At 43.0% G+C, this 25,035-nt stretch carries 21 protein-coding genes and 2 tRNA genes; 4 read left to right on the top strand and 19 right to left on the bottom strand.

Features of this window, described 5'->3' with window-relative positions; all coding sequences use genetic code 11:
• Positions 1–111: 111 nt before the first annotated feature.
• From ACQKC9_RS05490 to ACQKC9_RS05505, 4 genes are all read right to left on the bottom strand, one after another.
• Positions 112–834, bottom strand: a complete 723-nt coding sequence (locus ACQKC9_RS05490; RefSeq protein WP_427620824.1) for a 16S rRNA (uracil(1498)-N(3))-methyltransferase — start codon at positions 832–834, stop codon at positions 112–114.
• A complete protein-coding gene (locus ACQKC9_RS05495) occupies positions 831–2,387 on the bottom strand; it encodes a 3-deoxy-D-manno-octulosonic acid transferase (RefSeq protein ID WP_427620826.1) in 1,557 nt (518 codons plus the stop codon). The genes ACQKC9_RS05490 and ACQKC9_RS05495 overlap by 4 nt, the downstream gene beginning before the upstream one ends.
• A gap of 132 nt (positions 2,388–2,519) precedes the next feature.
• Positions 2,520–4,034: a tetratricopeptide repeat protein gene (locus ACQKC9_RS05500; protein ID WP_427620827.1), complete on the bottom strand. Its 1,515-nt coding sequence runs from the start codon at positions 4,032–4,034 to the stop codon at positions 2,520–2,522.
• Positions 4,035–4,153: 119 nt separating this feature from the next.
• Positions 4,154–5,791 (bottom strand): cardiolipin synthase, encoded by a 1,638-nt coding sequence (locus ACQKC9_RS05505; RefSeq protein ID WP_427620828.1) that lies wholly within the window; start codon positions 5,789–5,791, stop codon positions 4,154–4,156.
• A gap of 283 nt (positions 5,792–6,074) precedes the next feature.
• Here ACQKC9_RS05505 and ACQKC9_RS05510 point away from each other — a divergent pair.
• Both ACQKC9_RS05510 and ACQKC9_RS05515 read left to right on the top strand, forming a co-directional pair.
• Positions 6,075–6,150 (top strand) — tRNA-Val (locus ACQKC9_RS05510).
• 37 nt (positions 6,151–6,187) lie between these two features.
• A tRNA-Asp gene (locus ACQKC9_RS05515) sits at positions 6,188–6,264 on the top strand.
• A 157-nt stretch (positions 6,265–6,421) separates the two neighbouring features.
• Here ACQKC9_RS05515 and modB read toward each other — a convergent pair.
• The 12 genes from modB to surE all read right to left on the bottom strand — a co-directional run bounded on the left by modB (position 6,422) and on the right by surE (position 16,984).
• Positions 6,422–7,123: a molybdate ABC transporter permease subunit gene (gene modB / locus ACQKC9_RS05520; protein WP_427620829.1), complete on the bottom strand. Its 702-nt coding sequence runs from the start codon at positions 7,121–7,123 to the stop codon at positions 6,422–6,424.
• Positions 7,124–7,169: 46 nt separating this feature from the next.
• Positions 7,170–8,042, bottom strand: a complete 873-nt coding sequence (gene modA, locus ACQKC9_RS05525) for a molybdate ABC transporter substrate-binding protein (protein WP_427620830.1) — start codon at positions 8,040–8,042, stop codon at positions 7,170–7,172.
• Positions 8,035–8,526: a molybdenum cofactor biosynthesis protein MoaE gene (locus tag ACQKC9_RS05530; RefSeq protein ID WP_427620831.1), complete on the bottom strand. Its 492-nt coding sequence runs from the start codon at positions 8,524–8,526 to the stop codon at positions 8,035–8,037. Before ACQKC9_RS05530 ends, modA begins: the two co-directional genes overlap by 8 nt.
• Positions 8,527–8,603: 77 nt before the next feature.
• Positions 8,604–8,885 carry a MoaD/ThiS family protein gene (locus ACQKC9_RS05535; RefSeq protein WP_427620833.1) on the bottom strand — a complete coding sequence of 94 codons (282 nt, stop codon included), beginning with the start codon at positions 8,883–8,885 and terminating at the stop codon, positions 8,604–8,606.
• Positions 8,886–8,970: 85 nt separating this feature from the next.
• Positions 8,971–9,477: a cyclic pyranopterin monophosphate synthase MoaC gene (gene moaC, locus ACQKC9_RS05540; RefSeq protein WP_427620834.1), complete on the bottom strand. Its 507-nt coding sequence runs from the start codon at positions 9,475–9,477 to the stop codon at positions 8,971–8,973.
• A 30-nt stretch (positions 9,478–9,507) separates the two neighbouring features.
• Entirely contained in the window at positions 9,508–10,251 is a 744-nt protein-coding gene (gene mobA / locus ACQKC9_RS05545) for a molybdenum cofactor guanylyltransferase (RefSeq protein WP_427620835.1), read from the bottom strand.
• Between the two features lie 18 nt (positions 10,252–10,269).
• The gene (gene moaB, locus ACQKC9_RS05550) at positions 10,270–10,800 is read right to left on the bottom strand and encodes a molybdenum cofactor biosynthesis protein B (protein ID WP_102078147.1); all 531 of its coding nucleotides are present in this window, start codon (positions 10,798–10,800) and stop codon (positions 10,270–10,272) included.
• A 128-nt stretch (positions 10,801–10,928) separates the two neighbouring features.
• Positions 10,929–12,041, bottom strand: a complete 1,113-nt coding sequence (gene moaA, locus ACQKC9_RS05555) for a GTP 3',8-cyclase MoaA (RefSeq protein WP_427620836.1) — start codon at positions 12,039–12,041, stop codon at positions 10,929–10,931.
• Between the two features lie 130 nt (positions 12,042–12,171).
• Positions 12,172–13,467 (bottom strand): molybdopterin molybdotransferase MoeA, encoded by a 1,296-nt coding sequence (locus ACQKC9_RS05560; RefSeq protein WP_427620837.1) that lies wholly within the window; start codon positions 13,465–13,467, stop codon positions 12,172–12,174.
• 406 nt (positions 13,468–13,873) lie between these two features.
• On the bottom strand, positions 13,874–15,172 hold the full coding sequence (locus tag ACQKC9_RS05565) for a lytic murein transglycosylase (RefSeq protein ID WP_427620839.1): 1,299 nt from the start codon (positions 15,170–15,172) through the stop codon (positions 13,874–13,876).
• Between the two features lie 69 nt (positions 15,173–15,241).
• Positions 15,242–16,030, bottom strand: coding sequence for a peptidoglycan DD-metalloendopeptidase family protein (locus ACQKC9_RS05570; protein ID WP_057759055.1), 789 nt, complete (start codon positions 16,028–16,030; stop codon positions 15,242–15,244).
• 135 nt (positions 16,031–16,165) lie between these two features.
• The gene (surE, locus tag ACQKC9_RS05575; protein WP_427620841.1) at positions 16,166–16,984 is read right to left on the bottom strand and encodes a 5'/3'-nucleotidase SurE; all 819 of its coding nucleotides are present in this window, start codon (positions 16,982–16,984) and stop codon (positions 16,166–16,168) included.
• Positions 16,985–17,524: 540 nt separating this feature from the next.
• Between surE and ACQKC9_RS05580 the strand changes: the two genes are divergently transcribed.
• Positions 17,525–17,959: an MCR_0457 family protein gene (locus ACQKC9_RS05580; protein WP_057759051.1), complete on the top strand. Its 435-nt coding sequence runs from the start codon at positions 17,525–17,527 to the stop codon at positions 17,957–17,959.
• A 500-nt stretch (positions 17,960–18,459) separates the two neighbouring features.
• A complete protein-coding gene (locus ACQKC9_RS05585; RefSeq protein WP_201579371.1) occupies positions 18,460–19,626 on the top strand; it encodes a D-alanyl-D-alanine carboxypeptidase family protein in 1,167 nt (388 codons plus the stop codon).
• Positions 19,627–19,813: 187 nt separating this feature from the next.
• Here the strand turns inward: ACQKC9_RS05585 and ACQKC9_RS05590 are convergent, their stop codons facing one another.
• From ACQKC9_RS05590 to bamB, 3 genes are all read right to left on the bottom strand, one after another.
• A complete protein-coding gene (locus ACQKC9_RS05590) occupies positions 19,814–21,766 on the bottom strand; it encodes a sensor histidine kinase (protein WP_427620842.1) in 1,953 nt (650 codons plus the stop codon).
• A gap of 205 nt (positions 21,767–21,971) precedes the next feature.
• Entirely contained in the window at positions 21,972–23,393 is a 1,422-nt protein-coding gene (der, locus tag ACQKC9_RS05595) for a ribosome biogenesis GTPase Der (RefSeq protein WP_201572747.1), read from the bottom strand.
• 384 nt (positions 23,394–23,777) lie between these two features.
• Positions 23,778–24,986 (bottom strand): outer membrane protein assembly factor BamB, encoded by a 1,209-nt coding sequence (gene bamB / locus ACQKC9_RS05600; protein ID WP_427620843.1) that lies wholly within the window; start codon positions 24,984–24,986, stop codon positions 23,778–23,780.
• Positions 24,987–25,035: the final 49 nt, after the last annotated feature.

Genomic DNA, 25,035 nt, shown 5'->3' on the forward strand with positions numbered 1-25,035 from the left:
TTTGTTTAACTGACAAATATACCAGCGATGAGTCTTTATCATTGATTTTTAAGAACTATTTTTCACCAGCTCTTTCAATAGTTTGGTCTAGCGACGCGTTTTAGTGTCCATCTAAAGCAACCATTGCCCTAAGATTGCATTGACCGCAGCTTCTGTTCGCAAAATACGAGAGCCTATATGTACAGGCGTGCAACCCTGCGCTGTCAGCAGTTCTATCTCATAGTCGATCCAGCCACCTTCAGCGCCTATGCAGACTATACTCGGTAGCTCTCGTGATGGTTGCTGTGGTAAAAACTCAGAAAATGACTGCTGACTATAAGGATGCGCGACAATCGCTCGATTGCTTATTAGGCTTGCAAGTGAGTCTTCGACAAATGGCTTAAAACGTTTTTGTAGCGTAATACTAGGAGCGATCGTATCGATGCTTTGCTGCAGACCTTCTAATACAAACTCGTCAATCCGCTCAAGCATGGGACTTTGCCAATAGCTTTTTTGAGTACGGTAGCTATTGATAAGAATGATATCGCGTACACCAAGCGCCGTCATATCCATGATCAATCGCCGTAGCACTTTAGGACGCGGTAACGCTAAAATAACAGTCAGATCCAATTTGGCAGGCGGCACAGTATTCAGCTGGACGTTACCTAGCTGAATGCTGTCAGAGGTAATATCTTCGATAACAGCCGTACCAAGGTTACCGCCTATTTGGCCAATTTTAAGCGTATCACCGACTTTTGCGTCTAGCACTTTAGTCACATGGCTGACTTGAGACAAGGCATCGATTTTTGCTGCGTTTGCTGAGAAATTTTCAGCGGGCAATAATATACAGTTCATAAGCTATCTTGGTTAGAAGACATCTCGATTGCGTCTTCAATCATAGTAAATTGGCGGGTCAATACCGCTTGCTGCTGTATCGTCATTTGCTCGCCAGCCTGCCCTGCCTCTGCAGCCAATGACAAATTGCTCAGCCAAGTCGCCAACTGCGTATAGATACTCACAGCGTCTTCACGGTTATAAGCTGTTTTCTTACGAGAAGTTTTTTTGTTCGCCTTTAACTGATCATCACTGACTATCTGTGCATCTGTACTACTTGCGCGATTTGACTCGATTTGACAATAAAAATCATTACTTGGCTGATATAAAGCGCCTACGCTAGCCAATTTGTCTATCACGCTTTGGCAAGACTGAGTATAACGCCCCATCAGTACAGGCGTGGCCACACTTGCAGGCTCTACTGGATTATGCCCACCAATATCTACCAGCGAGCCACCCACAAACGCTACATTTGCCAATGTATACCAAGTCATCATCTCACCCATGCTGTCTGCTAGATAGACTTGCGTATCTGCATCAATCACGTCTCCATCACTGCGCCGAGCCATATTTAACCCAGTTTTCTGAATGAGTTCTGCTACTGCGTCAAAACGCTCAGGATGTCTAGGGACAATAACAAGCAATGTATCTGCTAATGTGGCTTGAGACAGTAGTTGCTGCTGCAATGACAACGCTGCTGCCTCTTCGCCATCATGAGTACTCGCAGCTACCCACACAGGACGATCTGCTATACCAAAATCTGCTCGCAGATCAGCTTTCTTACTATAAATACGGTTATCTTCTACCGCTTGGTCATCAGTTTTGGACGCATTGATTACCCACTTTAATGAGCCTGCCACGCGAATTTGGGCGCTACTAGCCCCTAGTTGCCTAAAGCGTTTAGCAGAGTCGCTGTCTTGCGCAATTATTAAGGAAAGGTTTTTCATCATGCTGGCGCTAACTGCACCAATTTTTTGATAGCTCTGAAAAGAAGAAGCAGATAGTCGACCGTTGACTAGGATACTTGGAATACAGTGCTGGGATAATTTGGTCAAGATATTTGCCCATAGCTCTGTTTCTACAAACAGTGCAGCGATAGGCTGTACATGCGTTAAGAAAGTCTCGATAACAGCAGGGCTGTCGACTGGCACATAGCTATGACTCATCTGACCTTGAGCTATCTGTTCTGCGAAACGACTGGCGCCACGAGCAAAACCTGTCTGAGTCGTATTGGTCAACCATATCTGATAGCCATTAGCCAATAACATATCTAGTAAAGGCGCGACCGTATTGGTCTCGCCTAATGAGACTGCGTGGCACCAAATCACCCCTTTATCGATATCAGCATTGACCACTGGACGCGGTGGATACTGCTTACCGAAACGCTGATCGATTTCCTGCTGATAATTGTCGTTTTTATGAGATCGACGCCATACTTGCAGACGATATAGTGGCTTTAGCAGCCCAATAAGAGACTGATAGTATAAAGGTGTCTCGTGTACCGCACGACTAGGCGATGATACAGGGTCAATTGGATTTGCAGAGTGGTCAGACGAAGTATTAGATGATGGCATGGAACAGCCCAAATTAGTTATGAATCAAACAATAAAAGGGTAAAGGTAAAGCGCGCCAATTCTACCTGAATTTAAGCTGTAACAATAAGCTTTTAAAAAGTTACTGAGTAAATAGTTATTAGATAATGATTGTTAGATAATGACTATTATCAATAAAGCGACTGCGATGATTGCGCCAATTAACAGCTGATAACGCTTGGTGCTGTACTGCTCTTGCTTCTGTGTGGTCAGCAGCATTTCTGCTTGCTGCCATTGCTTGACCAGATTGGCCGCTTCTGCATGACCATTATCCGCTGCTTGCTCTAACCAGTATTTACCGCTATCTATATCTTGGGATACCCCTACTCCTTGGTAATACATTTTACTGAGTAGACGCTGAGCACGGCTGTCATTTTTACTGGCGGCTTGATTAACCCAATCTACGCCAGATTTTTTTTGATTGACACTGTCCGCTGTCAAACTTTCACCTAACAATTCATACATGGCCAAACGTAGCATAGCCGCTGTATTACCATTTTCAGCAGCCGCTTGTAGTATTAGAAGCGCTTTGTTTTTTGCCGCGATGTGATCATTTGAAAATATAACTTGGCGACGAGGCTTGTTCTGCTTGGCAATATGCTGCTCGAACTGATCCAGTACTTTACGTGCTTGCAGATACTGGACATCACCAGTTGGTTGTGGCACCGTTATCTCATCTAATTCTATAAGCAGTTGCGTAAACATCTCTGGCGTTGATGTATTCTTTACAGATGACGTAGGCTTGGCTGTTGGCTTCATTACTTTAGTCAGCTCAGGCTTTATTGGACTCTCAGACTCAGGAGGTACTACGCTTGCTTGCAACTCAGGTACAGTGTCAGACATAGCAGATGGAGCTGCGAGACTTTCACTATCAGTTACAACTATATTGGCTTGGTTACGCTCAGCTCCTATCGATACTTCTTCTTGCTTTTCCAGAAGCTCACTCGATTGGCTAGTACTGACATGCATATTTGAATCTGCGCTCGGAGCGATGCTATCAGTGACTTGATGAGTGGTTGCTTTGTGCGTTATTGCTTTGTGCGCTGTTAATTCGGACACTGAATGAACGTCGTTACTTAAAATAGTTGGTAGTCTAAGGCTAACCGCTTGATATAACCCACTATCTACTTGCCCGCCTTGTACTGCGTCAAACTGCCGATCAATATGACCAAACAGACGCAGCCCTATTGGCTCTAGTGCAAAAAATAAGCGCTCTTTAACCCCACCATTATCATAACCAACAGCCATATGCTGATAAAAATCATCGGTGATCAACGTTAGCTCAGGGTAACGTTTACGCAGCTCAAACTGACCATACCAATGTGGCTTGCTTTGCCACTGCTGCGCCAATACACGACCGGCATAAAACGCCAAAAACATCATGAAATTACGATAGCGCTCATCGACCAGCAGCGTCATCTCATCCCACATACCGCTCTTGATCATATCTCGGCGCACTTGGGACAATAGCGTATCGATACGCTGTAAACTCTCAAGCGACTCGTCTAGCGTACAAGCACGCAGCTCAGTTTCGTAGGCGATACCGCCTGCAATAGGACGCCCAGCCAAGAAGTCTTGCCAATAGCCTTCTGCAATATAGTCCAGTGGTGTTAAAGGTGATGCAGACATAGACGGACGTGACCTCTTTGCAGATAGATAAACCAAAAAAGTATAGGCTATAAGATTGCTACTACTACTAAAACAATAGAACGATATTGGTAGATTACCTTACCCTAAAAATCCGAGTGCTACAATAAAGGACTGAACAAGCGCACGACATTATCAAACAAGCGTTTTGATCCGTGACGCTGTTGCCACTCATCACTATCTAGGATTCGGCAGTTTTCTAAATAGACTTCCTGACAGTCCGCTACTTGGGCAACCATTTCTGGCGTATAAATCGCCAAACTGACTTCCATATTTAGATAAAAGCTGCGCATATCAATGTTGACGGTGCCAAATAAACAATAATCATCATCGATAACCACTGTTTTTGCGTGTAGCAAACCACCTCTAAACAAGGCAATCGTTACTCCAGCATCCAACAACTCTTGATAATAAGCTTGAGAAGCGTGCTGTACCAGAAACGAGTCTACTTTTTCAGGAACAATAATTGTTACATCAACGCCGCGCTTAGCCGCTATCGTCAGCGCACCTGATAGGGACTCATCAGGGACAAAGTAAGGCGTGGTAATGCGGATGCGCTTATTGGCACGATGAATCACGGTAACTAACGTATTGTAAATCACATGAGCCGTTAGCTGCGGTGCTGAAGGTATTAGCTGCGCCAAGACCTTATCCACGACAGGCATCTTTGGTACGACAATCGAGGTGGCGCCTATATCTGGCTGCTCATTATCATCAACCGTATCCGTTAATACTTTCACCCGGCTATTTAGATCATTGATGGTCGGATGCATCACATATAATTTACGGGTATAGTTATTCACCCGCTGATGCAGTTCAGCAAGATTGTCATTACTTTCAGCACCGATGTCGGTAACAATCACCTTAGCCATCGCTGTATTAATACTAATCGAGTGCTGGCTAGTCGTTCGTAGCGCCACATCAACCCATTGACCGACATTTTTATTTTGCTTAAAAAACCTTGGATCAACCAGATTGAAGCTGCCGATATAGCCAATATGTTCATCGATAACCACCATTTTACGATGATTGCGCAAATCAGAACGTTTAAATAATGTCTTAAACAACCCTACTGGCAATGACTGATGGACATAAACCCCTGCTTTTTCTAATTTGCGGTGCACGCTACTATTAATAAAGCTAAAGCTGCCCACACTATCAGCCAATATATGACACTCTACGCCGCGCTGAGCCGCTACAGACAGCGCTTCTATGACTTCTAACACCTGTCCTTTTGGATAGACAATATAAAATTCCATGAGGACAATACGCTGGGCGGCATGGATATCTTCAATCAGACGCTGGAAAATAGAAGCGGGATCCGTCAACAGCTGCATTTGATGATTGGGAAATACGCCAAACCCTGTCCAGCGCGTTCCTATTTGGCTAACACCGCGGTAGTTGGCTGGTAATAAGTCCTGCCCTTTGTCAAAAATCAGATGCTCACGCCTTGCCATATCATTCATCAAGATGCTGGCTTGGTCTACGCGTTCACGATAGCGCCGTCCAATCATCGGCTCACCGAGTAGGATATAAGCCACAAAACCAAATACTGGTAACGTGTAAAGCACAGCCACCCAAGCGATAGACACGCCAATATTGCGCTGCACAGAAACCACGCGCAGCGTCATTACTATCATAAGTACAATATGTAGTACCAGACCTAGACCCGCTAAGTCTCCCCAAGTCCAGCTAGTAAAAGTATCTTTAATAGTAAAAGTGTTTATATTGGCCTCCATTAACTGTGTTCAACGAGCAAATCATCCATAGTATAGTAGCTTTTCACCGCCAAACAACAAATAATGATAATAAGTGTTTTTTTATAAATGCTATATAATACATGGCTTTGAGTGCTATTTTTGATAGATTACAAGTCCAATTTATAATTATTTTCTAAAAATATTAAAATAATATTTGACACCCAACTGTAAATCTATATAATACACTCCCACAGCAACGGAGCTTAGTGACAAACTTAAGAGCTCAGTTAATGTTGAATAAATTGCCTAGCAATTGTTCGAAGGGTGATTAGCTCAGTTGGTAGAGCGTCTGCCTTACACGCAGAATGTCGGCGGTTCGAATCCGTCATCACCCACCACTTCTTAGCAAGTGGCTAAACAAGCTAAGAGACCTAAGCAGCGGTAGTTCAGTTGGTTAGAATACCGGCCTGTCACGCCGGGGGTCGCGGGTTCGAGTCCCGTCCGCTGCGCCATATTTAAAACGAATTTAAACCTTTGAGTTTAAGCAAGTTTCGCCTCAAGCATTAGATTGTTTGAGGTTTTTTTGTGTCTGCGTATTTTGTTTAGACATTGTTTATATAGCTACTATGCTACCTAACACTCCTTAACTCGCATACAAATGTTCCAGTGCTATGGACGTTGACTTATTCGGCTTACGCTAGCGATTAACGCTACCATCACTACACCCATAATAATCAAAATACCAGACATCATGTGCGCCGCCTCATAGTTGAGCGCTTCTACTTGCTCATATATAGCAATCGATACCACCTTAGTCTCACCTGAGATGCTGCCGCCTATCATCAGTACCACCCCAAACTCCCCAATGGTATGAGCAAAGCTCACCAAACTCCCCAAAATGATACCAACACGCGCTTGCGGTAAGGCCACTTTCATAAACCGTCGTATACGACTTGGTTCTAGGAGATGAGCGACTTCTGTGACACTTTGTGGAATACGCAGAAACTGTGCATAGACAGGCTGTATATAGAACGGTAACGAGTAAATAATGGAACCAATGACCAGACCTTCAAAGGTGAAAACCAATGGGCTAATATTATGTTCGCTCAACCACTTACCGATACCCACACTAGGACTGAGCAATAACAATAGATAAAAACCAATCACGGTAGGTGGTAGCACCAGAGGCATCGCAATGATGCCCATGAGCAGTACCTTAAGACGTCCTATTACTTTTATGCGGCTCGGCTTAGCCAACCAATAAGCGATAGGCGTTGCAAATAATAATAAGCATAAGGTAGTCACGCAAGCGAGCTTGATGCTCACCCAAAATGGACTGAGCATATCTGACATAAGAGACTGGTCGATCATATAATGTCACTGCTCGTTCTATGATGAGAGGGGTTAGTCTAACGTATTACTGGACGGCCAGATAGCCTGCTTGCAAGAAGTGCTGCTGCCCTGCTTTTGAGCGCAGATAGTCGGTGAAGTCTGCTGCTGGGGCGGTGTTATTAACGATTATCCCATCTTGTAAGATAGCTGGATAAGACGCTGGTAATAAGGTAATAAACTGCTCAGGCTTGGCTTTAATCGCAACAAGCTGAGACTGTGCTACAAACCCATAGTCCACACTACCCGTATGCGCATATTGAAATGCTTGACCAATATTCTCTGCTTGTATCAGACGCTTTTGAGCACTTAACGTGTCATACATACTTTGTGACTGTAGATAAGCTTTTGCCGCGGCGCCGTAAGGAGCAAGGTTAGGGTTCGCAATAGCTACCTTGCTGTCCTGAGTAAAGTCAGCACCGGTAAACACATCATCCAGCGACGTTGGCGTAAAATCGTTTAAAGGTTTGATGACACTATAGAGTGCCAATTGACCTCTGGTATACGTAAAAGGCTTGGTTAATTTACGCTCTTCATTAGTAGTATCAGCTAAATTTTCATCAGCCAATTTAGCAGGAAAATCTTGATTGGCAGACAAGAAAATATCATACGGTGCCCCTGCTTTGATTTGCGCATATAACTTACCAGAAGATGCATAAGTAACTTCAATATCTGAAATACCTGAGATATTTTGGGCAGATGAGCTGTTATCAGCCTTATAGCTATCAATGATATGATGGAGTACATCAGATAAGTTAGCAGCCGCAGCGATACGCAATGTTTGAGCTGGTTCAACTTTATCAGAAGCAAGCGCCATATTGGCGTCTTTGTCTTGCGTACAAGCATTTAGTGACAATAGCAGACAAGCAGATACACAGACAGTAACTAATGACTTAACCATTATTACTGAGCCATTTAGACGAGTCGTCTTCGTAGTATTCTTGCTTCCACACAGGAATATCCGCTTTGATGGTATCTAATATCCAGCGACAAGCATCAAATGCTGGATAACGATGCGCTGACACTACCCCAACCCACACAGCTACATCGCCAATTTCTAGCGCACCGATACGATGTATCGCAATAGCATGCGTAATTTCAAAACGCTTTTTGGCTTCTTCTACAATGGTGCGACCTTGATTGATGGCCAAATCCTCATACCCATAATAGGTAAGACGATCAACGCTCGTAGCGTTATTATGATTACGCACTCGCCCTTCAAAACAAACAAACGCGCCGCAGCTGTCATTATCTAACGTACTTTTTAGCCTATCTTCGTCAATCGCAATATCTAGTAGCGCAAAACCATCACGCTCAGCGATAAGGTAAGCCTCGTCAGCACTACGTTTGATGCTCATTGAATGATCGTGGACGTTGTCGGTCATTTTTCTTCTCTATTTATTATTTTTTCTTTATAGCTGCTAAATAGCCACTGATAAAATGGACACTAATAAATGCTTGTCTAACCACCAGCGACTGGCGTGATGAAAACTACGCTATCACCATCATTTATCTGGTCAGTCCATTTAGCAAAGTAGTCATTTACTGCAACGCGTAGCTCCGAATGCGGACGGCTAAAGCGATGCTTTTGACTAAGCTGTTCGTATAATTCAGTCAATGACGTATCCTGCTGCACGCTTACTGTCTCTTGCTGACAATTGGCCTCGTCAGCCAAACTGGCAAAATACATGACATTAATATTCATCGTTGATTCGATATCAGCTGTCACATCGATAGCACTCATAAACCTCTCCCTCTTATGCAAGCTTCCTTGCTTGGCACTTAGCATATTTTTATTAATTGATGACGCACTCTGCAGTGTTATTACTTTAAGCATGACTATAGTCTGACTTGCCACCTGTCTTTTTGACCAAATGAATATCATCTATAACGATATCATGCGATAGTGCTTTGGTCATATCATAGATAGTCAAACAGGCAACACTCACAGCGGTTAACGCTTCCATCTCTACGCCTGTTTTATGCGTGACTTTGACAGTAGCGCTTACCACAATACTACTAAGTGCATCGTTGTACTCAAAGCTCAAGCCTATTTTATCTAGCGGTAGTGGATGACAAAGCGGTATCAGATCATGAGTGCGTTTGGCCGCCATGATACCAGCGATATGAGCTGTTTGCGTGATGCTGCCTTTTTTGGTCATCCCATCAGCCGCTTTAATCTGCGCATAAATCTCATTAGGAAAGCGTACTTGTCCAGTGGCATTGGCTTCTCGCGTCGTTGCTGTCTTACCACTGACATCGACCATGGTAATATCACCATCACTATCTAAGTGAGATAAAGTAGATTGCTGATTTATCTGAACGCTGTCACTCATTTATATAACCTTTCTTATGTGATATTTTTATTATTTTGGTAGAGCAGCACATGCCTGCTTAAACTCTTCAGGCGTATTAAAGTTGGTTAGATTTTGCCACTCTTCGCTAAATGGTACGGAGTGTACAAAAGGTTGAATAAACTGCATCACTCTACGCTGTCCGCTATCTATATAGGCCTTCAAATCAGGCTCGATGCTTAGCTGATACAGTCCTAATAGTGGATACAAATGACCGTCATCTTTTAAGCAAATTATTTTTTTATCGGTAGCAAGGCTTATTTCACATTGTAATTTCTGCCACAAGTCAGTTGCTGGTATTAAGCTATCACAGCTAATAACCAGTAACCATAATTTATTCTTGTTCTTTGATTCATATAAATCGTGCAAGCTGAGCAGTGTTTGCAGTGCTGATTCAATAGCGACCAATGCGCCGCCAGTTTTGACCTGCTCATCATGCTCACTAGAGTCAATATCAACACCATAATCAGCAATGTGAATAACAGGCGCATTAGGTTTTTCTGAATGGACATCTAAACCAGTCTGAAAGCCGCAACCGTTATCTGCAACCAATATAGGAACCGGTAACTTACTCGCATGGCGAACATGATAATCTAACAGCTGCTCGCCTGACGGTAGCGTCAACATAGCCTTAGCCGTTCCCATACGTCTAGATGCACCGCCTGCCAAGATAACCACGCCTGCCAAAACATCCAGATTATTTGAGCAATCTGTCACTATGCCATTACCTGTCAGACTTGACTGTATATCACTCATAGCTCAATTATTTATAACTCAATCATGGCTGGGGTTTTGTGCCAAAAAATGCGGTACAAAATTGCACGGACGAGTACGACTGTCAAACTGATCCTTTAATATATTTTCCCAACCCGTACGGCAAGCACCAGAAGAACCTGGTAGACAGAATATACCCGTACCGTTGGCCATGCCAGCAACTGCTCGCGATTGTACGGTAGACATACCGATTTCATCTTTTGAGATTAAACGGAACATTTCACCAAAGCCATCGATTGATTTGTCAAACAGCACACTCACAGCTTCTGGCATGCTATCTCTGATGAAGAACCCTGTACCACCAGTGGTAATAACCGCATGAACGTCTGGACTAGCAATCCAGCCACTAATGACTGCGCGAATCTGGTAAATATCGTCGGTGATTAATTGACGATCTGCTAAATGATGCCCTGCTTCGGTCAAGCTATCTACTAAATACTGGCCTGACGTATCTTCTGCCAGCGTACGGCTATCGGAAACAGTCAATACAGCAATATTAAGCGGTGTAAATTGTGCAGCAGGCTTACTCATAAATAATCCTTTATAGATGTCATTTTATAATTGTATTAAAAAGCGGTTGTATCAAAAAAAGCTATGTTAAAAAAGATTGCATTGAAAAACAGTCTCTATCAGCGTCATGATTGTAGACTTGGAATATCTTAACCACCGATTATCGATAGATTGTGCATGATGCCACTGTTAGAGTCATGCAGATGATGATGCTCAGGCTTGATTGGCATAAAGCTATGTAAAGTGTTTACCAGTCCTTGGATATCGTCTTGCTGTAAGTATGGACGGATATCGTAGTTGCCTTGGTCAAACAGACACAAATGCACCTTGCCTTGGCTGCTTACGCGCAAGCGGTTACAGGTATCACAGAAGTGCGCCGCATATGGGGCAATCATACCGATACGACCGACATATTCAGGGTGGCTGTACTCTACTGCTGGACCATCGGCACTACCGCGCTCGTGCGGCTGCCAACCATTTTCTAACAGGTAATCAGTGATAATATCAGACTGAGCATGCTGAGCAAAAAACAAATCGCTATTATCACTGGTCTGCATAAATTCGATAAAGCGGTAAGTCACTTGTCTGTCTTTGACATAGTCGATCGCCGTGATTAAGTTCTCAAAAGCAGTCTCTGCCATTAAGACACTATTTATTTTGAGTTTGATATCAGTCGTTTCTAACAACGTATCCATGTCAGCCAATATCTGCGGCAAGGTATCAAAGCCTGTCATTTTATGAAAAGTAGCGGCATCAAAACTGTCCATACTGATATTGAGCTGATCAAGTCCAGCCGCTTGCCAGTTGGCTATATGTTTACCCAATTTATAACCGTTACTGGTCATCGCAACTGTCTCAATACCGTCAGTCTGCTTAATCGTTTCGATGATTTCGACAACATCACGACGAATAGAGGGCTCACCACCCGTAATTCTAACTTTTTTGGTACCTACTTGAGCAAAGCCGCGCACCAAAGTTGCAATTTCAGAGATACTCAGCTCATCATCAGAGCGCTTACCTTGATAACCATTTGGCAGGCAATACTCACAGCGAAAATTACAAAAGTCAGTAATAGACAGACGCAAGTAAGTCAGGCGCCGTGCAAACCCATCGGTTAGCGGTTGGTGATAGTCACTCATCTGCTCAGTGGGCACGACTAAGGAAGGCTCTATGTAGCCATCAGACAATGCCGGTGCCAAGCTCGGTGAATACAGTTGCGGGCTGTCTATTTTGTGTTTGTCATCTATGTTGTCATCAATCATATGTTACTGCCATCAGTACTGCTTACTATAAGCACTACTTTGTTATTCGTGTTTAGCATACCAGTGTAAGGTTATAGGGTTGCTCTTTAGCTTTATGCGACCACCTTACAATAAATTGGCAAACGATGAATTAGCGATGTAGCCAAGGAAACGGTTGTACAACGACATCACTACCAGCTCCTACGTTCCCACTGTCTTTGTCCAATACAATAAAGCAATTGGCGCGGCTCAGCTGTTTGATTCTATGTGACTGCTGTCTTGAGAAACACTCAACTTGATAATGACCTGTCTCATCTCGTGACAGTACGCCACGCTGAAAGTCTTTGCGACCGGGAGATTTTCTGATATCACTGATAAGTTTGGCTTTGATCGTTAGCGGCATCGGCTGCTCTGATACGCTAGCACCTGACATTTGCCACAATGCAGGAATCACAAACTGTAGCGTACCCACGACCGTAGAAAGCGGATTGCCCGGTAGGCCAAAATACAGTACTGGCTTATCGAGATTTTTATTCAATTCACCAAATACAAAGGGCTTACCAGGCTTCATCGCTACTTTATAATGGTTAATTTGACCTAATGTTTCGATCACCGTGGTCAAAAAATCATAGTCACCAACTGAGACACCTGCTGTCGATATCAGCACATCACAGTCCTGCATGGCCTCATTGACTGCGATAGTTGTCTGCTCTAGGTTATCAGGGATAATGCCATAATCACGAATAGTGATAGGCAGATCTGATAGCAAGCTTTTGAGCGTCGGAGTATTAGAGTTATATATTTGGGCTAGACTTTGCAGCTCATTGCCAATAGCCACGAGCTCATCACCTGTTGCCAACACGCCTACAACGAGCGGCTGGAACACGTTTACTTGGCTAATACCAAGGTTGGCGAGTAAGCTAATATCTGCAGAATTGAGTCGTTTACCGATTTTCAAAACGGCTTCACCGGACTCAATTTCTTCACCTTGCGAGCGGATATTATCATCAACTTTGGCAGTTTGCGTGAGCGTAATTTTGTAAGGTCGAGATTTATCAACGGTTGCTCTGATATCTGCAAAATTTGTATTCTCTTGCATAATGACCGTATCACAGCAATCTGGCACGACTGCACCCGTAAAAATCCGTACCCCTTGCCCTGCCGCTGTCTTACCAGTATAAGCACTACCAGCTTGCGACTCACCAACGATTCCGATAGTACTGCTTTCTGATAACTCACTACCTTTGGCAATCGCATAACCATCCATTGCAGATAGGTTTTGTCGCGGCACATCAAAAGGCGAAGCAATATCTTGAGCCAGTATATGATTTAGACTGTCTAGCAACTCTAGAGTGTTAACGGCTCTTTTTTGTAGTGGAAAGTCAGTAATATGATAATTATCTATCCGTTGCTGTATCGCAGCTTGTAGTTCTTCCATGGTAATCATAAGGTCACGCTCTTTCTGTCGTTCTAATTATTTATAATCGAAACTGTTATTAAAAATGGTCATTAAAAACTGTCACTTAAAACTCTGAGTAAAAGTCATCGTTAAAAAACACATTATCTAGAGTCTATCATTCAAAGTATCAACTTTCTTGTATTAACCTTGTCCTGATAAGTTTTGAATAAAGCCAGATTACACTGGTCTTAATATTTGATATTTGTTGCATTGTCAATGGTGTTAAAGACGTCAGCAAAATCAGACATAGATTGAGACAAAAAAAGCACCTTGGCAAGGTGCTTTTTGTAGAACAAAGTAAATTATCGTTTGATGACTAGTGACTAATTCATAATGGCTAAGTACGATTAAAAAGAGCCACTTTTATACAGTGTATAAATACCGTCAGTTTACCTCACCATCCAGCCAATAAAGACGCACTGTTTTGAGTAATGAAGCCATCTGGTGTTTGGCCGTTATCTGCTTGCCAGCGCTGGAACGCCATACGAGTATTGGTACCCACGATACCATCAGCACCTTTGGTATCATAACCCATACTAGTCAACCGACGCTGTAGGTTAGTCACTTGCGTAGTCGATAATGGACGCTCATAACGAGGCCAAGCTTTTTGCAAACCGCTTTGTCCATTAATCGTTTTGCCTAGCAGACTAACACCTAATGCATAGCTTGATGAGTTGTTATAGACTTTGATCACATCAAAGTTTGGGCTTAGCAATAAGACTGGACCGTCTTTACCAGCGGGTAACCATAGCTCCATCTGAGTATTGGCATCTAAGTAAACGTCCGCTATCGTATCGACGCCCATCGCAGCCCATCTAGCAGCAGGTTGTTTACTACCAACCACTGAGTAATCAAACGAGGCTGGCACCGTTGCTTCATAAAAAGGCGCTAAGCCACGAACCCAACCTGAGTTACTAAGATAGTTCGCCGTCGAAGCTAGTGCATCACCAGTGGCCCATGGATTACGATGCCCATTACCATCACCATCGACCCCTTGTTTGAGCCAAGTCTCAGGGATAAACTGGGTTTGTCCCATACCGCCTGCCCAAGAACCATCCAGCTGTGACCATGATACGTCACCGCGTTGTAGCAGTGTCGCTAACGATAGCAACTGCGTTTCCGCGAATTCTTGACGACGACCGTCATAAGCAAGGCTGGCAAGCGAGCTTGGCAAATCGCTATTGCCCGTCACAGCACCATACGATGACTCCATGCCCCATATCGCAGCGATAATCTCTGCATTAACCCCATACTGAGACTCTAGCTGAGACAAATAAGCACGCTGCTCAGCAAATTTGCGCTTCCCTACACTGACGCGTCCACTTGATACCGCAGAATCTACGTATTCCCACGGCATCTTAGAAAATTCGGGCTGACCTGAATCTAATGAGATGACTTGCTGATTTAGATAAGCAGAGTCAAGCAATCGACCAATCACTTGGGCATCATAGCCTGATGATATTGCACGCATAGAAAAGTCTGACTTCCAATCAGAAAAGCTACTGTAGCTAGGCTTTGGCGCAGGCTGCGGTTTTACGACTGGCGCAGGTGTTGGTTTGACCTGAACGGTTTGAGTTTGAGTAATCTCAACGCCGCCTTGACGAACAGGCTTACTTTGCATTGCCTGCTGGCTTGTACACCCGACCATCACTAACGCTGGCACAAAGGTGAGGTATTGCTTTTTTAATCTCATAAAAAATCTCAAACATGAATAAATAAAATGGCGCACAGTGGCCAAGCTATCCGTAGCTATTATTTAAGTCTAACGCCCAAGTACGCTACGTGGGTCAATAGGATTACCATTTAAGCGAACCTGAAACTCTAAGCCTACCTCATTGGTCTGACCACTGCTGCCCATACTGGCAATGCGTTGGCCACGCTGTACTGTATCACCCTCTTGCACCAATAATTGGCTATTGTGCGCGTAGGCTGTGATGTAGTTATCACTATGACGAATCATAATTAGATTGCCATACTCTGGCAGACCGTTGCCTGAGTAAAGCACAGTTCCTGATTGGCTGGCAAGTACTGGATCACCAACTTTACCCGCAAACCACATTCCCATATTGCCTGCAGCAGGGTCAATGTTACGAGTTACTGGGTTGCGCGTAGGATAATCATAACCAGAGGTCGAGTTGGCAGTGGCTTCATACGCTGGTGTTTGAGATTGGGTCACAGGTGGCGTATAAGTTGGTTGCGTTTGAACTGGAGCACTGTAGCTATTGTTACTTGCAGTGGTGGCCGCATTGCCTTGCCATAGTTTGAGCCATTGGCCACTATAGATGGTATATTTACTATCTAGATTATTCATCGCTCCGATTTGACGGTAGTTCAGACGATAGCGCGCTGCAATCTGGCTGACCGTATCGCCGCGTTGTACACGGTGATAGTTAGGGACGCCTTGCGCGTTAGTAATAATCTTAGGACCTGCTTGGTTTGCTGACTGATACGTGGGCTTCGTTGCACAGCCGACGACAGATAGAGTAGCGACTGCCATAGTACCAATCAAAGCGGCTTTAACAAGGTGCGATCCAGCTATGATTTTTTTCATACAAGGTTCCTATTCTTTGTGTTGCTCATTCATTGTTTAATCATTCAAAAGCGCTTAATGTCATACAAGAGTCTTTTGATATTCTCATAACACGTTAGTGTTTAATAAGCCGGTATGGATTATATCTTATAGAATTTATAGCGCGAGTGTTGATAATCTATCTAGCGCTGCCGTTGGCGTATGATGTAGGCGTACTGGTGACAAACTGACATACCCTGCCGCTACGGCCTGATAATCTGTCATCATATCCTGATTCGCTTGTACCGCATCGATTGACGTCTCTGATGATCGCTCATTTTTACCTTTTCGTAGAGACAACCAATATGCATCTCGGCCGCGTGGGTCTATCATATGGCGTACTGGCTGAGCAGCTTGCTTATGGCCTAGCGAGGTTATTTTTCGACCCTTGATATCATCGGCATGCCGCACATCAGGAATATTAACGTTTAATACATGATAGGGCAAACTTTTAAGCATCTCTAAAACCGAAGTTTCAGTAAGCAGTTTGACGATTTCATGTGCGGCCACTTGATAATCACTGGCTGATTCTTGCCCGCCGTTTTTGACACCCCCGCCTACCAAAGACGTTGCTATAGCAGGGATACCAGATAGTTGTGCAGTCAATGCAGCACCGAAAGTACCAGAGAACATCACATCCTGTCCAAGGTTGGCCCCTGAGTTGATACCTGTAATCACGCAGTCAAAGTCACTATCACGATACAACTCATGGATTGCCAAATAAACACAGTCAGCTGGTGAGCCGTTTACCGCTATAAATCCAGAAGGCAGCTGATGCGTATGCAGTGGTCTTGAAACACTTAACGCACTGGCATAGCCGCTTTGTTCATCGTTCGGGGCGACGACCACCACTTCTCCAATGGTCGATAACGCCTGAGATAGTGCCAATAATCCTGGCGCATACACACCGTCATCATTACTAATTAAAAATCTCATTTCTGCTCAGTATATAGTTAATATTTTATTGCCGATTTTTCTACATCTCTATTTGGTGATACTACTATCGTGCTATATCTGTTCAAAATGGCCCTCAAAGAACGATGCCCATATTTAAAATGAAAACATGATACTCTAATTCTCCAACGACATGACGCCTCAGTCTAACGAAAAAGTATCGTTTTGATAGCATGGGCGATTATAACTGAATAATATAAAGACACGAACCCTGTCGTTAGCAAAGTAACGCTCTCATCTCATATTAATGGTTATATGAGAAAAATAGCGTGACAAATATTTGTATAGAGCGGATGACAACCAGTAGATTAAGCATCGCGTTACAATACGCAACACCCCACAACAATACAAACCGATGTACTGATACTGAAGTAACGTCATTAAGGTATGCTACTGATATGTTGCTAAAAAATGGTCTTGGCTCACAAGATATCTACACATAAATCAATATTTTATGTGACTTTTGTTTTTTTACCGATTAACATATGACCATTAAATAAAGACGAGCGAGTGTAATACTGAATGAATAAACAATCGATATTATCTATAGCTTCTGTGATAGCAAATACTGCCTCAAAAGTTGGGATTGCAGGACTGATAACGTCTGTTGCTATGCTGTCTCAAGCTTCTAATGCTGCGAATAACTCTGGCACTACCATTCCGCTAGATATGTCTGGCATTAACATTACTAAGCACGAAATTGCGGTGATGCAGGTACTATCAGAGATATGCCCACCAATGCTAAATGGTAAGCAAAAACAGCGGTTCTATAAGTCGTACACTGTACAGCTGCATGAGCTAATGCCTTCTCTAGAAGATCCAAAAGCGGCTATTCAATACCTATCTACACAGCAAGACTATCGCCAGATACTACAAGGTATTCGTAGTTGGACGATGGGATTCTCAAAGCAAGAAAACAAAGCACTATGTGAAGATTTGGCAAACGCGGATTACTAGAAGATTCGTTAGTTTGATTTAACGACTAGCGTCATCTGCTTAGCTTATTAATAATATTGGTATTAACGATAATAAAATAAAAGCTATGTACTCTTTATAACATCGGTTAAGCAAATATTATCAACTGATTGTTTAGATATCTGTAGCATCAAAGCTTGCTGTCACTTTACTTGTTATTCACAAGCAGTGCAGCAGGCTTTTTTGTGAGCGTTAAATCTTTATTACAGAGACTGGTCAGATGATAGTCAGAACAAATATATGATAGGCCTTCATTTTTCTTTTTAAACTTGCCTTATTTTTGCATTTATCGATTCCCCATCGGTAGTCATTTTGCTAAGATAAGGCGTTAATTTTATGTCTATTGTGTAGGCGTTACTATTTTCGTCGATACATTATTTTAAACACTGCATTTAAGACATGCTGCTTAAAATAATGTATGGAAATAGGTACAAAACATAAGCGATAGATACATTTGGTTCCATGATGCGGTGTAATGATATATGACAGTAAAGCGTGTAAAAAATCAGCTGGTACAGCTGGTAGTTGGTGTAAGTATCTCGATGAGTGCAGTAGTGGCAAACGCAGCCATTCAACCACCTGAAATGGACAATACTGCCTATGTGTTGATGGACTATAACACTGGCGAAATTTTGGCTCAAAAGAACGCCAATGAGGCGCTGCCGCCAGCATCTCTGACTAAGATGATGACCAGTTATATCATTGAGCAACGCTTAGCATCAGGCGACCTGAAAGAAGATGAACAGGTATTGATGAGTCCAAACGCATGGTGCCGTGGTAGCAGCAGCCAATCTTGTATGTATGTGCCTGTGAACAAAACTGCCAGCGTCATCGATATGCTACGCGGTATTATCATTCAATCAGGTAATGATGCATCAAAAGCCATGGCTGAACATATTGCTGGTAGCGAAGCCTCGTTTGCGATCTTGATGAACGAACAAGCGCAAAAAATTGGCATGGAGAACTCTAACTTTGTCAATGCTACCGGTATGCCTGATGAAGGTCATTTAGCATCTGCTTTGGATTTGTCTAAACTTGCTCGCGCTATTATCAAAAACAGCGGCGACTACTATAGTATCTACGCAGAAAAAGAGTTTACTTATAACGGTATTACCCAAGGTAACCGTAATGCTCTGCTGATTACTGACCCAACTGTTGATGGCTTAAAAACAGGCCACACTGATGCGGCAGGCTACTGCTTGGTTGCGTCAAGTAACCGTGAAGGCATGCGTCTAATCTCTGTCATTATGGGTACCAAGAGCCAACAGGCTCGCGCCGATCAGTCACGCGAACTACTTAACTGGGGTTTCGGTCACTTTACAACGGTTACCAAGGCGCCTGCTGGACAGTTCGTTAGTAAGCTTCCAGTATGGTTTGGAGAAGCTGACGAGGTAGAACTGGCAACTGGCGACAACTTGCAAATTCTAACCAGTAAAACCCAGAAAAATAAAATCACCACAGTGGTTGATATCCCTGAGAGCTTAGAAGCACCAATCAAAAAAGGTCAGGAAGTTGGTAAAATGATGGCTGTCATCGATGGTAAAGCGGTAGCCTCAGTTCCAATTATCGCAACCAATGATATCGAACAGTCAGGCTTTATGAGCCGTACTTGGGAACATATCGTACGCTGGGTAAAGAATCTTCTCTAAGAGAAACCTTTAAAAAGCAATTCTAGCTAAAAACTGTTTAAAAAAAGACGCCTCAAAATGGGCGTCTTTTTTTTATACCTACTTTAGGTCTAAAGTGCTTTGATACTGAAAAGTCGAAAATATGAGAAATGCTACCTAGTAAAATAAACCCAACTAGGAGCATAGATCTAGTAGAACTGTACTACGTCTAAACCAACCATTGTTTTAATAGGTCGCTTAACGCTTTGTCCTTATAAGTAGCAATATGGCAATAATCGACACCAGCTGCTTTTAAACCATACTCAAAACTGCCTACATAGCGCGCCCGATGCTGCGGATACCAATATACCAATAACGCACGATGCTCGCTCTTACTACCCTCATCGCTTTCATATTGACGGATACGTTTGGCTAGCATCGCGGCTTTTTCTGGGAAAACATCTTCAGCAAACATCACTATGTCAACTTTCTGCTTACGCATCTCCTCTATGACGAGTTGGTTACCTTGACGACAAATAATCGTAGCCCCTAGGTATTCCAGTTCCTCTAACAAGGAGCCTGTCTCATGATAGTAATAATAAATAATCGTTAGGCCAGACAATAAGCGCTGCTGTTTTGATTGCTGTTGATTGGGCATCGCTATGGTCAGCGTAAACTGTGTACCTACGCCAAGTACACTATCCACATCTATAGTAGCACCCATAAGCTGTGCCATTTGTCTAACGATCGGTAAGCCAACCCCTGAGCCTTCATACTGGCGAGTTTGCGACGAATCTACCTGAAAGAATGGATTAAATATATCGTCTAGGTGCTCATTATCGATACCAATACCTGTATCTTTCACGCTAATCTGCCAACGATTACTTTTATTAAAATGTGTCAGTTGCGACGTAATCGTAATTTTTCCGACAGGCGTAAACTTAATCGCATTGTTAAGCAGTATCGATAGTATCTGATGTATTTTTTCTGAATCACCGTACAGGCTATAGTCTATATGATGGATATTACTGATTAACTCTAGCCCTTTTTGCGTAGCCGTATTTTCAAACTTGGCAAGCAGATCTGCGATTAACTGTAATGGGTTAAACTCATTTTTATGAATTCTTATCTGGCCTTTTTGAATCTGGTTCAACTGTATAATATGATCTAACGACAATACCAATTTATCACTACCACTACTGATAATCTCTACCGCGTCTTTTTGCTCTCTGTTGAGCGCCTCATGATCTAATAGTTGTAAACCACCTACAATTGCATTCAACGACGTTTTTAATTCATGAGAAATCATGCTTTGAAAATTATGCAATTGCACATCAAGTGATACATCTTTATTGTGCAATTGCTGTTCAAAGGCCGCAAGGGTTTCATAACCTTGCCTCGCTTCTTGTAAACGGTTGAATAACACAATTAGTGCTTTTTTGATTTGGGTCAGTTCTTGGAAATTAAATTGCTGCGGAATGACTGGCAGTTGCTCTAGATTTGCGTTGTCTATGACAATGTCACAAACATCGGTCAATGCTTCGATATCTTTGACTGGCCAATTAAGCTTTCTAAAAATGTATAAGGCAAACATAACAATCAGTACCACTGTTGTTAGCCATAACCATAGGATATTTTGGAACCAATGTAAACGTAGCAACTCTACGTCCATCGTAATATTGATATAACCAATCAATGTGCTATTTTCAGTCGTCTCATCTGGCGCTGACGATTCGCTCATAATATTTGATAAAGTCAGTGCTAACTGTTGATTGGAATCGGACTTATTGGACGCGATACTACTGGCATCAAGGTCTTTACTAATCACTGGATAGTTGAAACTGACCGTATGCGCAAATAAAGCATTTTTCCAATCAGCAAGCGACTGGTCTATATCTTCAATTGGCTCAGAGGTGGAATAGAAAACAATACTTTGAATAGTCGGTTCATTTTCTAATAAGATATTGACTTGTTCAGCCACAACATCTGCCCCATCTGCAGTCGATGCGCTAGTCGTTAGTAGCGATGCCAATTGCTGAATATGCTGTTCTTTTTCTTGATAGTGATGCACTAAACCATAAAGAAAAGGCAATAAAAAACCTGCCAGCACTGCCAATACGACAGCTTGTATGACAGAACGCCAGATAAGTACGGGGATGGTTTGAGACGAACGGTTGTTCATATCACTCTACTGAGTCGCGTGCAGCTTTCATTTATAGTACAGGTATTTTAAAGATGTGATAAGTAAAACATTTGAGTATTTTTTGAAACTAAGATAGCTATTTATAAGCCCAAACTATAGCGTATTAATAGAAAAATGTCATCGCGCTATCGAACGCGATGACATTAATCATAAAGCTAAAGATATAATGCCTAAAATATGAGGATTAACGAGGCTTTTTATCTTTGGTAGTAAATTTCTGTGATCGATTACGCTCACGCTGACGCAATTGCTGAGCTTTAGCTTTAGTCGGCGTGTCGCTCTTATTCGCATATGGGTTATCGTTTTGCTTCAAGATAACGTTAAGCGGTGTGCCTTCTAGCTTAAACACTTGACGGAATTGGTTCTCTAGATAACGTTGATAGCTCTTAGGAAGCGAACTGGTTTGGTTACCATGAATAACAATAACGGGTGGATTGTGGCCACCAATATGCGCATAACGTAACTTGATACGACGACCAGCAACGGTCGGTGGCGGATTGGCCGTTACCGCATCTTGCAAAATCTGAGTCAAACGGTTGGTCGATACTTCAAACATCGAAGATTTGTACGCACGTAAAATAGACGGATATAAATTACCGACGCCTGTACCATGCAATGCTGAAATCAAATGTATTTTTACATAAGGAATAAAGCTAAAACGGCGATCCATTTCAAGCTTGATATAGTCTCTTTGATCTTGCGTTAGACCATCCCACTTGTTGATCGCAACGACTAACGCTCGTCCAGCGTCAAGCGCATAGCCAATCATATGTAAATCTTGATCCACGATACCTTCGTGAGCATCAATGACAATCACAGTTACGTTAGAATCTTCAATCGCTTGCAAGGTCTTGATGACGGAGAATTTTTCTACTTTTTCATCGATTTTACCACGGCGACGTACACCAGCAGTGTCGATCAAAACATAGTCGCGACCTTCACGCTGATAAGGAATATAAATACTATCACGCGTCGTGCCTGGCATATCGAATACCACTACTCGATCTTCGCCAAGCAGGCGGTTTACGAGCGTCGATTTACCAACGTTTGGACGACCGATAATGGCAAGCTTCAAGCCTCTTGGCTCTACTATGTTTTCTTGCTCAGGCATATCAGCCGTTAGCACTTCAAGTAAGTTACCCACACCGCGACCATGACTGGCTGCCATCGGATACGGCTCACCCAAGCCTAGTGCATAAAACTCAGCAGGTGCTGCATCATGTACGCCGTCGACTTTATTGGCAACAACATAGACAGGCTTGCCTAACGTATGCAAAAATTTACCAATTTCAGCATCAGCGCCAATCATACCGGCACGAGCGTCAACAACGAATACGATGATATCTGCTTCATGGATTGCTGTATGCGACTGCTCAGACATATAGTCATCAATATTACCGCTACCGTCATCAGCTTCACCGATACCACCCGTATCTACAACGATAAAGGATTTGTCTTCATAAGTTGCATCACCGTACTGACGGTCACGAGTCAATCCTGAAAGGTCAGCGACCAATGCCTGCCGACTTTTTGTGAACTGATTAAATAAGGTGGATTTACCGACGTTTGGACGACCAATTAAGGCGACCACAGGCTTGATACTCATGGGTTACTCTCAGTGAAAGACACAATGACGGGCAGTACAGTTATTCTTATAACCAGTGACATAACAATAGTAATAGATATGCTGCAATTGACCGTGAATTAAAATGAATGATAGAACAATAGCAAAAATAATAGATGGCTATTTTACGATTAAAAATAGTATATAGGATGGCTTCATTATACATAAATAAGTAGTATATATGGATAGCACATCGGTCGCATAGAGTACGCGAAAGCCTGTGTTTAAACAAGCAATTTACACAAGGCACTAAACGCTGACTAAGCAGCGTTTGTGTTTCATAAATGACAATCAAGAATAAGCTTAAGGGCTATAGTAGAATATTACACTTCATTAATCACCGATAAGCACCTAACTATATAGTTATTAGCGTACTAACTGCCAGATAGCAACTTGTCCTGACGTACTTTGAGTCATTAAACGGCTACCTTGGACTTGCAAGTTGGTCAATGCACCTTTTGTCTCTACACGACTAACGATGCTACCCGTAGCAGGGTTAAACAAATGCACTACGCCATCGAAATCACCAATAGCGATATAGTTTCCAATCATCACAGGATTGGTAAGATCACGATAAGCCAATTCGTCACTTTCCCAAAGTGTCTCGCCACTGTTGCGATCATAAGCAACTACTTTGCCATCTAGACTGGTCGCGATGACTTGCTGAGTATTTACCGCCAATGATTTGAGACTCGCAATTTCATTGACGAACATCACCTGACGCGAGGCCAAATCAATACCTAATAGCTGACCACTATAGCTGATCGCAAATAACTGATTTTTATCTACGATAGGTTTGCCATCGACATCGCTCATACGCTCAACTTCACTACTACCAGCGCCTACGCCAACACGTCTTGACCATAGCGGAAGACCGTTATCGACAGTAATTGCGTGCAAACGACCATCAGCTGTCGCCAAAAGTGCCGTCTCATTGTCTAATAAAGTTGGCGCAGCGCTACCGCGAACGCTGATAGCAGGTACTTGAGTTGCGAACTGCCATACTGACTGTCCCGTTTGCAGCGACAGACCGTGTAAGAAACCATCATTCGCTGATAATACCACACGGTTATTGGTAATCAGTGCTGGTGTCAAAACCGAACCTGATAACTGCTGCTGCCAACGCTTTGCACCAGTCGTGCTATCGAACGCCATAACCTTACCACCACGAGTACTAACGATAGCTGTCTGGCTCAATGCATCTACTGCAACACCGCCGGTGATTTGATCGTCAACATTGATTGACCATACACGCTCGCCTGCACTATTGAACCCTGACAGTTCACCACCGCGTGATGCAGTAACGATTTGACCATTGGCATAGCCAACTTGCAAATCTAGCGGATCTTTTTTGCTGGCTTTTTTGTTGCCAACATCGGTACTAAATACGGGCTGTAGTACGCTAATCGGCTGAGCGATTTGTACCAATTTTACCGGATCATTAACGACAGGCTTAATACCGCGATTACATCCAATCACTGCCGTGCTCATTACTGCCAGTACGGCCACATGCATGACTGTCTTTTTGATAATCTTGGTGTTTAACATTTTGCTAGAGCGAATAGATTGAGTCATTGTATGTTCTCATTACAGATAAATTATTATTAATTGGTAAATTGGCCAA

Source organism: Psychrobacter sp. NPDC078409 (genome assembly GCF_050268505.1).
GTDB lineage: Bacteria > Pseudomonadota > Gammaproteobacteria > Pseudomonadales > Moraxellaceae > Psychrobacter.